The 14,376-nt window shown below is 71.0% G+C and carries 11 protein-coding genes; 6 read left to right on the forward strand and 5 right to left on the reverse strand.

The annotated features are described in order from the left end of the window. Positions 1–81 precede the first annotated feature (81 nt). Together OP04_RS27260 and OP04_RS27265 are read right to left on the reverse strand one after the other, a co-directional pair. Positions 82–519, reverse strand: coding sequence for an SgcJ/EcaC family oxidoreductase (locus tag OP04_RS27260; RefSeq protein WP_033342710.1), 438 nt, complete (start codon positions 517–519; stop codon positions 82–84). A gap of 154 nt (positions 520–673) precedes the next feature. Next, positions 674–1,510 (reverse strand): aldo/keto reductase, encoded by an 837-nt coding sequence (locus tag OP04_RS27265; RefSeq protein WP_033342711.1) that lies wholly within the window; start codon positions 1,508–1,510, stop codon positions 674–676. A 144-nt stretch (positions 1,511–1,654) separates the two neighbouring features. On the opposite strand from OP04_RS27265, the gene OP04_RS27270 reads away from it, so the two are divergent. After that, on the forward strand, positions 1,655–2,515 hold the full coding sequence (locus tag OP04_RS27270) for a helix-turn-helix transcriptional regulator (RefSeq protein ID WP_033342712.1): 861 nt from the start codon (positions 1,655–1,657) through the stop codon (positions 2,513–2,515). Between the two features lie 259 nt (positions 2,516–2,774). Here OP04_RS27270 and OP04_RS27275 read toward each other — a convergent pair whose 3' ends face one another. From OP04_RS27275 to OP04_RS27285, 3 genes are all read right to left on the reverse strand, one after another. Continuing rightward, positions 2,775–3,596, reverse strand: coding sequence for a carbohydrate ABC transporter permease (locus OP04_RS27275; RefSeq protein WP_033342713.1), 822 nt, complete (start codon positions 3,594–3,596; stop codon positions 2,775–2,777). Beyond that, positions 3,586–4,401, reverse strand: a complete 816-nt coding sequence (locus OP04_RS27280; RefSeq protein WP_232323751.1) for a carbohydrate ABC transporter permease — start codon at positions 4,399–4,401, stop codon at positions 3,586–3,588. The genes OP04_RS27275 and OP04_RS27280 overlap by 11 nt, the downstream gene beginning before the upstream one ends. A gap of 65 nt (positions 4,402–4,466) precedes the next feature. After that, a complete protein-coding gene (locus OP04_RS27285; protein WP_033342714.1) occupies positions 4,467–5,759 on the reverse strand; it encodes an ABC transporter substrate-binding protein in 1,293 nt (430 codons plus the stop codon). Between the two features lie 129 nt (positions 5,760–5,888). Here OP04_RS27285 and OP04_RS27290 point away from each other — a divergent pair, with 129 nt between their 5' ends. From OP04_RS27290 to OP04_RS27310, 5 genes are all read left to right on the forward strand, one after another. Then, positions 5,889–7,361: a glycoside hydrolase family 43 protein gene (locus OP04_RS27290; RefSeq protein ID WP_198153996.1), complete on the forward strand. Its 1,473-nt coding sequence runs from the start codon at positions 5,889–5,891 to the stop codon at positions 7,359–7,361. Beyond that, a complete protein-coding gene (locus OP04_RS27295; protein WP_033342716.1) occupies positions 7,358–8,212 on the forward strand; it encodes a DUF6807 domain-containing protein in 855 nt (284 codons plus the stop codon). The genes OP04_RS27290 and OP04_RS27295 overlap by 4 nt, the downstream gene beginning before the upstream one ends. A gap of 11 nt (positions 8,213–8,223) precedes the next feature. Further along, positions 8,224–9,033 carry a DUF6807 domain-containing protein gene (locus tag OP04_RS27300; RefSeq protein ID WP_033342717.1) on the forward strand — a complete coding sequence of 270 codons (810 nt, stop codon included), beginning with the start codon at positions 8,224–8,226 and terminating at the stop codon, positions 9,031–9,033. 74 nt (positions 9,034–9,107) lie between these two features. Then, positions 9,108–10,655 (forward strand): ROK family transcriptional regulator, encoded by a 1,548-nt coding sequence (locus OP04_RS50150; RefSeq protein ID WP_051799125.1) that lies wholly within the window; start codon positions 9,108–9,110, stop codon positions 10,653–10,655. A 96-nt stretch (positions 10,656–10,751) separates the two neighbouring features. Then, positions 10,752–14,237: a LamG-like jellyroll fold domain-containing protein gene (locus OP04_RS27310; RefSeq protein WP_033342718.1), complete on the forward strand. Its 3,486-nt coding sequence runs from the start codon at positions 10,752–10,754 to the stop codon at positions 14,235–14,237. The last annotated feature ends 139 nt before the right edge of the window (positions 14,238–14,376 follow it).

Genomic DNA, 14,376 nt, shown 5'->3' on the forward strand with positions numbered 1-14,376 from the left:
ATCACCTGCCGAGGCCGCCCGGCGGCACCGGTCGGCCGCAGGCGGCCCCCTGCCAGGTCCGTGGGCGCAAGGCCCGCCCGGTCAGCCCGCTGCCGGGAGAGACTCCAGCGCCATGGCGGTCTCGAAGGAGATCACGCGGCAGTTCTGCAGCGCGGCGACCTCCCAGCGGTCGTTCTGCCAGACCAGGGCGAGCAGCTGCATGACGTACCGGTGAGGGGGCGGTGTCTCCTCGCCCGGCATCTGGATGCCGACGCGGTGGTGGACGACGCCCCAGCCCGATGCCACGATCCGGGCGAACGGGACCTCGCTGCGCTCCAGCCGCGAACCCTTCATGACGGTGTCGAAGATGGGCTGCTGCGTCTCGATCAGCGTCGTGCGTCCCTTGAGGACGGTGCCCTCGAACTCGACGAAGTCGGCGTCGTCCGCGAAGTCCGCGAAGAAGGCGGTGGCGTCCCCGTCGTTCCAGGCCGCGACCAACCGCGCCGGGATCGCCCGCATCGCCTCGACTGACTGCTCCATGCGTCAAAACCTCTCTCTGCCTCTTGTGCGTCCCCCATCCTGTCGGCGCCGGTGCGGAAAGGCGTTGACCATGCGTGCACGGGTGCTGGATCTGCGTGCCGTTCCCGTTCCCGTCTCCCGGGCAGCGGGGCGGTCGCTGCCCGGGAAGCTGTTCTCAGGCGGCTTTCTCGAGAACGGCGAACTCGTCGTCGGTGAGCGTGATGTCGTTCGCCGCGAGGTTCTGCTCGAGGTGGGCGACGGAGGACGTGCCCGGGATCGGGAGCATGACCGGGGAGCGGCGCAGCAGCCAGGCCAGCGCGAGCTGGTTGATCGAGGCGCCGTGCCGGGCCGCGATCGCCGCGATCTCGCCGTCCGGGTCGGCCATGCCGGTGCCGGCCAGCGGGTACCACGGGATGAACGCGATGTTCTGCCGCTCCGCGTAGTCCACCACGTCCGACGCCGAGCGGTCGGTCAGGTTGAACAGGTTCTGGACGGACGCGATCGGTGTGACGGCCTGGGCGGCCCGGATCTGCGCGACCGTCACCTCGGAGAGGCCGATGTGCCGGATCTTGCCCTCGTCGCGGAGCGCCGCGAGCGTACCCACCTGGTCCTCGATCGGCACGTGAGGATCGACCCGGTGCAGCTGCAGCAGGTCGATGCGGTCGAGGCCGAGGACGCGGAGGCTGAGCTCGGTCTGCTGGCGCAGGTACTCCGGGCGGCCGACCGGGACCCACTCGCCGGCGCGGGGGCGGGTGACGCCCACCTTTGTGGCGATGACCAGATCACGCCGGTACGGGTGGAGCGCGCGGCGCACCAGCTCGTCCGTGACGAACGGGCCGTAGGCGTCCGCGGTGTCGATCAGCGTGACGCCGAGCTCGACCGCGCGGCGCAGCACCGTGATCGCGTTGTCCTGGTCCTCGGGGTAGCCGAAGAAGCCGGGCCCGGTGAGCTGCATGGCGCCGTAGCCGAGCCGTCCGACGTTGAGGTCCCCACCGATGGCGAACGTAGACATTTCTACCTTTTCCCGAAAAATGGAGGTATCCGGTGATGACCGGATCTCCACCGTGCGCCCCGGCGGCCGGGGGTGCCCAGACCCGCTGATGGGTACCCCCGGCAGGGTCAGGAAACAGGCCGCGGCCCGACGCATACTTGCCCGATGACCACCCGGCACATCGCCAGCACCCTGGGCGAATTCCTCCACACGCTCCGCGCCCGCATCACGCCCGAGCAGGCCGGACTGCATCTGTACGGCGACCGCCGGCGCGTCGACGGGCTGCGCCGCGAGGAACTGGCCATGCTCGCCGGGGTCAGCTCGTCCTACTACACGCGTCTGGAGCAGGGACAGTCCCGCAACGCGTCGCCGCAGGTGCTGGACGCGATCGCCCGCGCGCTCCAGCTCGACGAGACCGAACGCCGCCACCTGCACCGGCTGGCCGGCACGGAGCCTCGCACCCGGCTCACCGCGCGGCCCGAGCCGGACCACGCCAGCCCCGGCCTGCTCCAGTTGCTCGACGCGATGCCGACCGTGCCCGCGATGATCATCGGCCGTCGCAAGGACATCCTCGCCTGGAACCCACTCGGCCACGCGCTCTACGCCGGCCACCTGCCCGTCGACGCACCCGCCTCCCCTGCGACCCGGCCCAACGTGGCCCGCCTGGCCTTCCTCGACCCCGAGTTCCGCGCGCTCTTCGCCGACTGGGACGCCAAGGCCCGCGCCGACGTCGGCTGCCTGCGTCTCGTCGCCGGCATGTACCCCGACGACCCCGCCCTCATCGAGCTGGTCGGCACGCTGTCCGTCGCCAGCCCCGAGTTCGCCACCCTGTGGGCCGACCACCGCGTCCAGACCTGCACGTACAAGGTCCACGAGATGCGGCACCCGCTCGTCGGCCATCTCACCGTCACCGAGCAGTCCCTGAACCACACCGACTCCGTCGACCAACGCTTGATGACCTACACCGCCCCCGCCGGCTCCCCCTCCGCCGAGGCCCTCTCCCTCCTGGCCCAGCTGATCGGCTGACCTGCCGAAAGGCGGCACGCGGCACCTCCGACGCCGCATGCCGGATATCTCGGGCGGCCACCACCCGCCGCCGGCCGGCGCAGGCCGCCGCGGCAGATCTGAGCAGCAGCGGAACCCGCGGCTCTTCCCGGAGCACGGCGGAACCGGCCCCGATCGGCGTTCGGAAGCGGAGCGGCGGAGTCTTCCGAACGCCGGAGGTCGGCCCGCGGGAGCATGCGGATCGCCACCACGCCGGAAGCGGGAAAATCTGCTCTTGATGCTATTTCAGGCCGGTGGTGGCGATGCCTTTGACGAGGTATTTCTGGCCGGCGATGAAGAAGCCGATGACGGGGGCCAGCGAGACGAAGGACATGGCGAACATCTGGCCCCACTGGCTCTGGCCCTCGGAGTCCATGAATTGGCGGAGCGCGAGCGGGACGGTGTAGAGCTCGGAGTCGGTCAGGTACAGCAATGGGCCGAAGAATTCGTTCCAGACGGAGATGAAGGTGAAGATGGCGGTGGTGGCGAAGGCGGGGAGGGAGAGCGGCATGATGATTTTCCAGAAGGTGCGGAACGGGCCACAGCCGTCGATGCGGGCGGCGTCGTCCAATTCTGTCGGGAGGGCGCGCATGAACTGGACCATCAGGAAGATGTAGAACGCGTTGGTGGCCAGGAAGTTCGGGACGAGCAGGGGGTAGTACGTGTTGAGCCAGCCCAGCTTGGCGAAGACCACGTATTGCGGGACGAGCAGCACGTGGCCGGGGAGCATCATGGTGCCGAGCATCAGCGCGAAGAAGAGGCGGCGGCCGGTGAATCGCAGGCGGGCGAAGCCGTAGGCGGCCAGGGAGCAGGAGACCAGGTTGCCGATGATGCTCAGGATGACGATGACGAAGGAGTTTGCCAGATAGAGCGAGAACGGGTGCTCCAGCGCGGTCCAGCCGTCGGGGTAATTGGTGAGATCCCACGAGGCGGGCCACAGGCCGGGCTGGGTGAAGACGGTGGCGCCGGGTTTGAGCGAGCTGGAGAGCATCCAGAGCAGTGGGTACATCATGAGCGCGCCGGCCAGGCACAGTCCGATGTGGCGGATGCGGTTAGTCGTCATAGAACACCCAGTAGCGTGCGGCGAGGAAGTTGACGGCCGTCAGCATCGCGATCAGGACGAAGAGGACCCAGGCCATTGCGGAGGCGTATCCCATGTCGAATTGGGTGAACCCGCGCAGGTAGAGATAGAGGTTGTAGAAGAGGGTGGAGTCCGCGGGACCGCCGGTGCCGCCGCTCATCACGAAGCCCTGGGTGAACGTCTGCAGTGACGCGATCAGCGCCTGGACCAGGTTGAAGAAGATGATCGGGCTGAGCAGCGGCAGCGTGACGGAGATGAATCGGCGCCACGGCCCGGCGCCGTCCACGGACGCGGCCTCGTAGTAGGCGGCGGGGATCTGGCGCAGGCCGGCCAGAAAGATCACCATGGGTGAGCCGAACGTCCAGATGTGCAGGATGATCAGCGTGGTGAGCGCGTGTGACGGGTCGGTGGTCCAGGCGGGGCCGGTGATGCCGACCAGCGCCAGGCCCTTGTTGATCACGCCGTCCACGCCGAACAGGTAGCGCCACAGGATGACCACGGCGACGCTGGAGCCGAGCAGCGACGGCAGGTAGAACACGGCGCGGTAGACGGGCAGGCCGCGGATGCCGTGTTGCAGCAGCATGGCGACGCCGAGCGCGGCGGCCAGCGACAGCGGGACCGATACCACGGTGTAGATCACGGTGACCTTGAGCGACTGCATGAGCCGGTCGTCCGCGAGCATCTCGCGGACGTTGTCCAGGCCGACCCACTCCGGCGGGTTGAGCAGGTTGTAGTCGGTGAACGCCAGGTAGAGCGAGGCGAAGAACGGGATGATCGTGAAGAGCATGCCGATGAACCACGGCAATAAGAAGATATATCCGGATTTATCCTGGCGGCGATAACGCGCCACGCTCATTTCTGCAGCGCCTTCTGCGCCTCGGTGATGAACGCGGCCGCCCCCTCCGCCGCGGTCTGCCGCGTGAACTCCACCTCGGTCGCGATCGTCTCCAGCGCGGACGCGATCGCGCTCCCGCCCGGTGGGTAGACGAACGATCGCGGCAGCGTCTCTCCCTGCAGGCCGATCAGATAGTCCGTCGCGACCTGATCATCTTTCTCCAGGCCGGCCTTGATCGAGGCCGCGACCTGTTGATTCGGCGGCACGCCGCGGGTAGTGCCGGTCGCCTTGGACGCCTCGGGATCGTTCACCAGGAAGTCCAGCAGGCGCAGTGCCTCCTGCGGGTGCTTCGACTGCGCCGCGATCGACCACAGCGCGGGCGTGTCGATCGACTGCCCGCGACGCACCCCCTGGGTCTCGCCGGGCATCCGCAGCAACGCCAGGTTTCCGCCGGACGCGGCGTTGTAGGACAGGAAGTTGTTGGTCGGGATGATCTGCGAGGCGAGCTTGCCGGACGCGATGTAGGACTGCGCGGCGGACGCCCCGGCCTCGTCCATGAAGCCGGCCGGCGGCATGCCGCCCTGGTCACGCATGGTCTGCGCGAGCGCGAACCAGGCCTGCACGGTGCCGGCCGTGATGCCGAGCGTGCCCTGCGCGGTGAAGAAGTCCTCGCCGCGCTGCCGCGTCCAGACGAACAGATTGGCCAGCGTGAACAGGTCGAAGCCGGTGCCGTAGACCTTCCGCCCCGCGGCCTCGGTGACCTCGCGTGCGAACGTGCCGAGATCGTCCCAGCTCCAGGCGTCACCATCGGGGATCTTGACCCCGAACCTGTCCGTCAGCGTGCGGTTGACGACAAAACCGATGGCATTCAATCCGGAGGGTACGCCGTAGGTCTTGTCCCCCACGGTCGCGAGCGTGCGCGCGCTCTCGCCCAGGCCGTCAAGGTTGAGGCCGTTGAGCTCCAGCAGCGCGCCGCGGTCCGCGTACTCCCGGAGGCTGTCCATGCGCATCGCCATCAGGTCCGGCGGGTCACCGGCGGCGAACCGGGTGGCGAGTTTGTCCTTGTAGGGCGCGCTGTCCTGATATTCGGTCCGGACCGTGATGCCAGGGTTCCGGTTCTGGAAGATCTCGAGCGCGGCCGCGGTCCTCTGGGCGCGCGTGTTGTCGCCCCACCAGACCATGTTGAGCACGACCTCGCCGTCCGGCGCGTCGTCCCCGCCACCGCCGAATCCACGGCCGCAGGCGGAGAGCACGCCCAGCCCGGCCGCGGCGAGACCCGCGGCACGCAGCGCCGCGCGACGGTCCATCATCGATGCCTCCTCCGTCTACGTCGATCGATGGCCACTATGTTTTCTTGGACAAACTTTGTCAATACTCCAGACTAAGTGGTTAGTTGCATGGGTTGACTTAATGAGAAATGTCGATTTAGCGTGGCGGGCGTGAGCGCTCCCGTGTATCGCAATCCGGTCCTCGACGCCGACTGGTCCGACCCCGACGTGATCCGCGTGGGTGACGACTTCTACCTGACCGCATCAAGCTTTCACCGCGTACCGGGCCTGCCGGTCCTGCACTCGCGGGATCTGGTCGGCTGGTCGTTCGTGGGGCACGCGCTGCCCCGCCTCGTCCCGGAGGGCGACTTCGTCACGCCGCAGCTGGGCGGCGGGGTCTGGGCGCCCGCGCTGCGCCACCACGACGGCCTGTTCTGGATCTTCTACCCGGACCCGGACCGGGGCATCTTCGTGGTCACCGCACCGTCGCCGGCGGGACCGTGGAGCGATCCGTGGTGCATCAAACCCGGGCGCGGGCTGATCGACCCGTGTCCGCTGTGGGCGACGGACGGCAGTGCGTACCTGGTGCATGCGTGGGCGAAGAGCCGCGCCGGGATCAACAACGTGCTGACCGGGCACCGCATGCGGCCTGACGCGCGGGAGCTGCTGGACGACGGCGTCGTGATCATCGACGGGGAGGGGATCTGCACCGGGCTGGAGGGGCCGAAGGCGTACCAGCGCGACGGTGAGTTCTGGATCCTCGCCCCGGCCGGCGGCGTGGCGACCGGGTGGCAGATGGCGTTCCGGAGCAAGGACTTCTTCGGCCCCTACGAGCATCGGATCGTGCTGGCCACCGGCACGACGGACGTGAACGGTCCGCACCAGGGCGCCTGGGTCACGGCGCCGGACGACAGCGACTGGTTCGTGCACTTCCAGGACCGGGCCGCGCGCGGCCGGGTGGTGCACGTGCAGCCCATGCGGTGGGACGACGACGGCTGGCCGGTCATCGGCGCGGACGGCGAGCCGGTGCGCACGCACGCGATCCCGGTGCCGGGCCACGCGCTGACCGCGCCCGCCACGAGTGACGCCTTCGACGGCCCGGCCTTCGGGCCACAGTGGACCTGGCAGGCCAACCCCGAGCCCAGCTGGTACGAGATGCTGCACCCGGGCCTGCGGCTGTTCCTGCACGAGGACCCGGGCGACCTGCGGCGGCTGCCCACCGTGCTCGGCCAGCGGCTGCTCGCGCCGTCCGTGGTGAGCGTGGAGCTGCGACTCAGCGAGGACGGGCCGGCCCGCGCCGGGATCACGATCCTGGGCCGGGGGTACGCCTGGCTGGGCCTGGAACGCACGGACGAGGGCTCCTGGCTGGTGTGCCGCGCCACCGCGTCGCCGGAGTCCGAGGGCGTCGGCGGGTTCGACGCGTCCGCACCGGCCGGGCCGGAGCACGACCTCGTTCCCCCGGTGCCGTGCACGTCCGAGACCGTGACGCTGACCGTCCACATAGGCTCGGACACCGTCTGCCGTCTCGGAGAGGTGTCCTACACGCCCGCGCCCGGGTTCTGGACCGGCACGACGGTCGGGCTGTTCGCGACCGGCGCGGGCGGGCACGCGGACTTCGGGCCGGTACGGGTGGAGAGCCCGTGATCCTGGCCAGCGGAGGCACGCCGGTCGCGGAACACCACACCGGCGCGGGCCTGCCGTCCGGGCTGTCACCGCGACCGTTCCTGCACCCGGTCCGCACGCTCGCCGGCGTCGAGGTCACCGCGCTGATGCCCGGCGACCACCCGCACCACCTCGGCGTCAGCATCGCGGTCCCGGACCTGGCCGGGCACAACTTCTGGGGCGGGCGCACGTTCGTGCACGCGGCCGGGCCGCAACTGCTGGACAACCACGGCGTGCAGCGGCCGCTGCGGTGCCACGCCACGGACGGCACGATCGAGGCGGAGCTGAGCTGGGACGGCGCGGACGGCACCGCGCTGCTGCGGGAGCACCGGCGGATCGCGGTCCTGCCGCTGGCCGGGCGGCCGTGCTGGGCGCTGGACGTGACGTTCACGCTGGAGAACGCGACCACGGGCCCGCTGTCGTTCGCCAGCCCGGCCGTGAACGGGCGGCCCGGCGCCGGGTACGGCGGGTTCTTCTGGCGGGCGCCGGCCACCGCCACCGGGGTGGTGGCATTCGGGCCGGAACGCCGGGGTGTGCGGTGGGTGCACGGACGGGCGTCGGACTGGCTGGCGCTGTGCGGGCGCGGGCCGGGGCGTACCCGCTGGACCCTGCTCTTCATCGGGGCCGACGTGCGCACCCGGGCCGATCCGTGGTTCGTGCGGACCGGTGACTACGCGGGTGTCGGATCATGCCTCGCGTGGGAACGGCCGCTGGTCATGGGCACCGGAGAGGCGCTCTCCCGTCGTATCATCACGGTCGTCACCGACGGCGCGCTGGACGCAACCGAGGCGGCAGAGCTCTCGGCGGCCGCGCTGAGTGCCGCAGCGGGGTGAAAGGTGGTCCCATGCCAGGTGTGGATGCGGCACTGTCCCTCGCGCCCGGCAGCCCATCGGTCGCGGAGTACCACACCGGTGCCGGCCTGCCGTCCGGGCTCTCTCCGCGGCCGTACCTGCACCCGGTCCGCACGCTCGCCGGCACCGTGGTCACCGAGCTGCAACCGGCCTCGCACCGCCACCACCTCGGCGCCGGCATCGCGGTCCCGGACGTCGACGGGGCGAACTTCTGGGGCGGGCGCACGTTCGTGCCCGGCCACGGCCCGGTCTGGCTGGACAACCACGGCACGCAGCTGCACCTGGACTGGCTGCACGTGTCGCCGTCCTCGTTCACGCAGGCGCTGCAGTGGCTGCACATGGACGGGACCGCGTTGCTGGCCGAGCGCCGACGGATCTCCGCCCGCCCGCTGTCCGCCACGGCGTGGGCGCTGGAGATCACGTTCTCACTGGTCAACGTGTCCGGCCGGGAGGTGGCGGTGCGCAGCCCGGCCACGCTGGGGCGGGACGGGGCCGGCTACGGCGGGCTGTTCTGGCGGGCGCCGTCGCCGGCGCGGGCGTTCGGGCCGGTGCCGGTGCCGCACGGGGCCTCCGCGCCGTGGCTCGCGCTCGCCGGTCCATCGTGGACGCTCGTGTTCTCCGGCGGCGGCGAGGATCCGTGGTTCGTCCGGGTGCGCGACTACGCCGGGGTCGGGTCCGCGCTGGCCTGGCGGGAGCCGCTGGTGCTGGCACCGGTCGCGGAGGTGTCGCGATCGTTCACCGTGGTGGTCGCGGACGGGGTGCTGTCGGCGGAGGAGGCCGCCGCCGTGGCCGTGCCGGGATGACGCGGCCGGTGCGTCACTACGCCGGCGCTGATGCGCCCGTCCGCGCTGATTCGCCCGTCCGCGCTGATTCGCCCGTGCGGCAGGAGAGCCTGCGGGCGCACAACCTGGCGCTGGCGTTCCGGCAGATCGTGGCCTGCGGCGGGCGGCCGATCTCCCGCATCGAACTGGCCGATCAGACAGGACTGACCCGCCCGACGATCACCCGCATCGTCGACGAGCTGCTGACCGGGCGGCTGATCGCCGAATCGGGGACGACGCCGTATCGAGGGCCGGGACGGCCGCGCGTCGGTCTGGTGCTGTCCCGGCAGGGCCCGGCCGGGCTGGGGCTGGACATCCGCGCGGACCTCGTGGCCGCATGCCTGGTCGACCTGACCGGGACCGTACGGCATCTGGCGTTCCGGCCACGCGGTCCGGTGTCCGAGGTGATCGACGCGCTCGGCGTCCTGGCCGCGGAGGCGATGGCCGTGGCCGCCGCCGCGGACCTGCGGGTGGTGCGCGTGACGCTGGCCGTGCCGGGGGCGGTTTCGGAGGGCTCGCTGGTGCGCTTCGCGCCGCTGCTGGGGTGGCGCGAGATCGACGCGGGCGCGTTGCTGAGCGCACGCCTTTCTCCCCAACCCTTCGTGGGTACGACCGTGCGCGCGCCAGATCCCCCGGCCGGGCCGACGGCGGCAGGGACGACAGTGGATGCGCCGGAACTCCCGGTCCGATCGTCGGCCGCAGAGACCACAGTGGATGCGCCGGAACTCCCGGCCCGGCCGACCGCCGCAGGGACCACAGTGGATGCGGCGGGACTTCCGGCCCGGCCGAGGGGCGCGGGCAGCACTGCGGCCGCGCAAGGTCCCCTCGCCGGGCCGACAGCCGTGGGGAGCCGGGTGGCGGACGACGGGTCGGCACCACCCGGTCCGATCGGCTGGGCCGGACCGCACGCGGGAACCGTGCCGCCTGTCGGCGTGGACAACGAGGCGAATCTCGCCGCGCTGGCCGAGCTGTACTCGGGAGAGCACGCGGACTTCGCCTACGTCTCCGGTGCGCTCGATCTCGGGGCCGGGATCGTGCTGGACGGCCGCCTGCTGCGCGGCGCGCGCGGGTGGAGCGGCGAGCTGGGGCACGTCACCGTGTATCCGGACGGGCGTCCGTGCGCGTGCGGCGCGCAGGGGTGCCTGCACGCCTACGCCGGTCTCGATGTGTTGCGCGCGGCGGCGTCGCGCTCCGGTCCGCCGGCCGCTGGACACGTGGACCCTCCGGCCGTCGACGCCGGGCGGGCGGGTCTTCCGGTCACCGCTCCCGGGGGTGTGGACCTCCTCGCCGCCGCGGATGCCGGATCGCCGGAGATGCTGGCGGCGCTGGAGACCGCCGGGACCGCGCTCGGGATCGCGTTGGCCGGGCTGGTCAACCTCGTCGACGTGGGCACGATCCTGCTGGGCGGCGGCTATGCGCTGCTCGCGTCGTGGCTGACCGCGCCGATCGAGGCGGAGCTGGGGCGGCGCGCGCTGAGCAGCCGGTGGGCGCCGATCGAGGTCCGGCCGGCTCAGCTCGGCCCGGACGCGGCCGTGATCGGCGCCGCGCTCACCTCGATCGAGGACGTCCGCCGCGATCCGTCATCCTGGCTAACCAAGGCCTGACCAGGAAAATCACGGCAACAAGTTTCCGCTACGTTTCCACAATGTTCGATGTTAGCGTTCACCTGCCCTGGACGAGACACATCGAAGCAGGTAACGATGAAGCTCCGCGCACTGGGCCTCACGGCCGTCCTCGCCGCCACCGGCCTGCCCGCTCCCGGTCAAGGCCCTCTCGCGCCGATCGCGCACTACACGTTCGACGGTGACGATCTCGGCGGCGTGATCACGGACAGCTCCGGCAACGGGCTGCACGGCACGCTGGTCAACGGCAAGACCGCGGCGCTGGAGGGTGGCGCGCTGGTCCTGCCCGGCGGCGCGCCGACGTCGGACGGTGCGTACGTGACGCTGCCGCGCGACCTCCTCGCCGGCCGCACCGATCTCACCGTCTCGGTGCGGCTGCGCTGGGACGGCACCACCGCGCCGTGGCAGTGGGCCTACGCGCTGGGCACGGACAACACGCGCTACCTGTTCTCCACGCCCTACAACGGCAACGGCCGGCTGCGTACCGCGGTCACCGTGTCCGGCGGTGGCGCGGAGGCGCAGGTCACCGGCGCCGCACCACTGCCGGCGAACGTCTGGAAGACGCTGACCGTCACGCTGGACACCGCGGCGGACCGGCTCACCACCTACCTCGACGGTGTGGCGGTGGCGAGCGCGCCGACCGCGATCACGGCAGGTGAGCTGCTCGCGGACTCGGCCACGGTCGCAGGCTACATCGGACGGTCGTTCTACCCGGACCCGCTCTTCGACGGCGCGGTGGACGACTTCCGGGTCTACGGTGCCGCGCTGACCGCGGAGCAGGTCGCGGCGGTGCACGGCGGCCCGCTGCCGACGCTGACCGGGCTGGAGCAGACCGCGTTCGCGGTGCGGACCGCGGCCGGGACCGCGCCCGCGCTGCCGGCCACCGTGACCGGCACGTTCTCCGACGGCTACGACCGGCAGGTGCCGATCACCTGGGCGGCCGTGGACCCGTCCGCCTATGCGCAACCGGGCACGTTCACCGTGACCGGTTCTCACGGCGTCACCGCCACCGTCACCGTCATCCGCGAGGGACAGCTGATCGTCGACCTCGATGCGGACACCGGCCCGTTCCACGGTGGCGCATCCGGATCGCTCTACGGGCTCTACGGGCCGGACGTGCCGACGAACAACCTGATCGAGGGCATGCGGCTGCGCACGGTGTCGACGAAGGCGCAGGACGGGCCGCAGCATCCGGGCGCGGACGCGCTCGAGGTGGTGAAGCCGCTCGCGGACAGCACGGACGGCGACGTCTACATCTACATGACGGACATCCACCGCGGGTTCCCGTACCAGTGGCCGGGGTCGACGCCCGCGGAGAAGATGGCGCTCTACACCGAGAAGATCTCGAAGCAGGTCGACCAGGTGCTCACGCTCGATGCGACCTATCGGGACAACATCGTGTTCGTGCCGTTCAACGAGCCCGAGGGCAACATGTTCGGCACCGGCGAGTGGTCCTACAACGGCGTCAGCTGGCTCACCGACCCGACCGACTATTTCCGGGCATGGGACGATATTTACCGGCTTATCAAGACGAGAATGCCGGACGCGCGGATCGCCGGGCCGAACACCAGCATCCTGTTCCCGCAGGTCCGCGGCTTCCTGGAACACACGAAGGCGGCCGGGACCGTGCCGGACGTGATGACCTGGCACGAGCTGAGCCACCCGGAGGCGGTGCGGACCAGCGTCGTCACCTATCGCGCGTGGGAGGCGGAGATCCTCGGCCGTCAACTGCCGATCAACATCAACGAGTACGCGTTCAACTACCACACCTCCGTGCCCGGTCAGATGATCCAGTGGATCTCCGCGATCGAGGAGTCCAAGGTGGACGCGGACATCGCGTACTGGAACATCGACGGCAACATCTCCGACTCCGCGGTCCGGTCGAACCGGGGCAACGGGCAGTGGTGGCTGTTCAACGCGTACGGCGGGATGACCGGCCACACCGTGCGCGTCTCGCCGCCGTACCCCGGCCAGAACTACACGCTGCAAGGCGTCGCCACGCTCGACCCGGCCCGCAAGCAGGCCCGGCTCATCCTCGGCGGCGCGAGCGGCAAGTCGTGGGTGCGGTTCGACAACGTGCGGCTCGGCCGGACCGTGCACGCGGAGGTGCGCGAGATCCCGTGGACCGGCCAGATCGGCGACTCCGCCCCGCCCCGCGTGATCGCCTCGACTGATCTGCCAGTCAGGGACGGCTCCGTGGTGCTGCCGTTCGGCGACACGCTCCCGGCCCTGACCGAGTCGTCGGCATACGAGGTCGTGCTCTCGCCCGGCCCCGCCCGCCCGACGCCGGTCACCGCGCTGTGGGAGAACAGCTTCGAGGCCGAGGACGCGGTCTACACCGGCGCCGGATACAGCCGCAACGGCCCGGAAGGCTCGCCGGCCGACGTCTCCAAGTTCTACACATCCGGTGGGTACGACGTGGGCGGCTTGCGGACCGGCTCGGACGGATCCCTGGCCTTCACGGTCGACGTGCCACGCGACGGTGACTACGACCTGAGCGTCTTCGCGAACTCGCTCAACACGTACCCCCTGGTCGCGGCGCAGGGCCCGACGAACGTGTTCCTGCGCGTGGACGGCGCGGCCGAGCAGGAGCTGTTCCTGCCGCTCGGCTACAAGTGGGTGGTGTGGGACCACACGGACACGCGCGTCACCCTGACCAAGGGACGGCACACCGTGACCCTGGCGGCGCGCAGCCTGGACGGCACGCGCACGACGACCGGCGACGCGATCATCGACCGGATCCGGCTGACGCTGGCCAACCCGGCCGTCCGCTCCGCCACCTACCGCGCGGAGTACGCGGACCTCACCCAGGCGACCGTCCGCGACCACGCCGTGGACCTGCGGCGCGGCGGCACGGCCACGTTCTGGGTCTACTCCCCCGGCGAGGACGAGGCCACGATCCGCGTGCACGGCGACGACGACGCCACGCTCACCGTCAACGGCCGCCCGGTGCTGCGCGACGGCCGGGCGATCACGGTCGCGCTGTCCGGCGGCATCAACAAGGTCACCGTGACCGGCCGGCTGACGCTGGACCGCATCGAGGTCACGCCGTCCTCGCTGCCCACGCAGGTCTACCAGGCCGAGGCCGCCGCGACGACCGGAAGCGCGGCACCGGTCGCGCTGAGCCTGGCGGACGGTGGTCACGCCGTCGACGGCATCGGCGGCCCGCCCGGCAACGGCAACACGCTCACGTTCACGGTCAGCGCGGCCCGCGCCGGCGTCTACGCCATGCGCATCCGATACGCCAACCCCGAACAGGCCGAGGCCACGCACTACAACCCGGACCCGCTGGTCCGGCACGCGGACGTCTCGGTCAACGGCGCCACCCCGAGCCGCGTCACGTTCCCGCACTCGTTCCACCGCAACAACTTCTGGGAGCTGACCGTGCCGGTCACGCTCCAGCGCGGCAGCAACACGATCACCTTCGCCGGCCAGGAGCTGCCGAACTTCGACGGCGTCACCTACGCCTCGGACACCTTCCCCGGCATCCTGCTCCGCGCCGCCCACGCCCCGATCGTCGACCGCATCGCCCTGACCCCGCTCACCGGCCCGCCGCTGCGGTAAATCGCCCTGCCCACCGGCGGCCACCCGCTCGGCGGCGCGTCCTCAGGCGCGCCGCCGGGCGGGTTTGATCTGCCTGACCACGTCGAATCCGGCAGGGAGCCCGCTGCCGCCCCGGCCACCCACCCCTGACCGGAGTAAA

It is taken from the genome of Catenuloplanes japonicus (assembly GCF_000717135.1).
Lineage (GTDB): Bacteria > Actinomycetota > Actinomycetes > Mycobacteriales > Micromonosporaceae > Catenuloplanes > Catenuloplanes japonicus.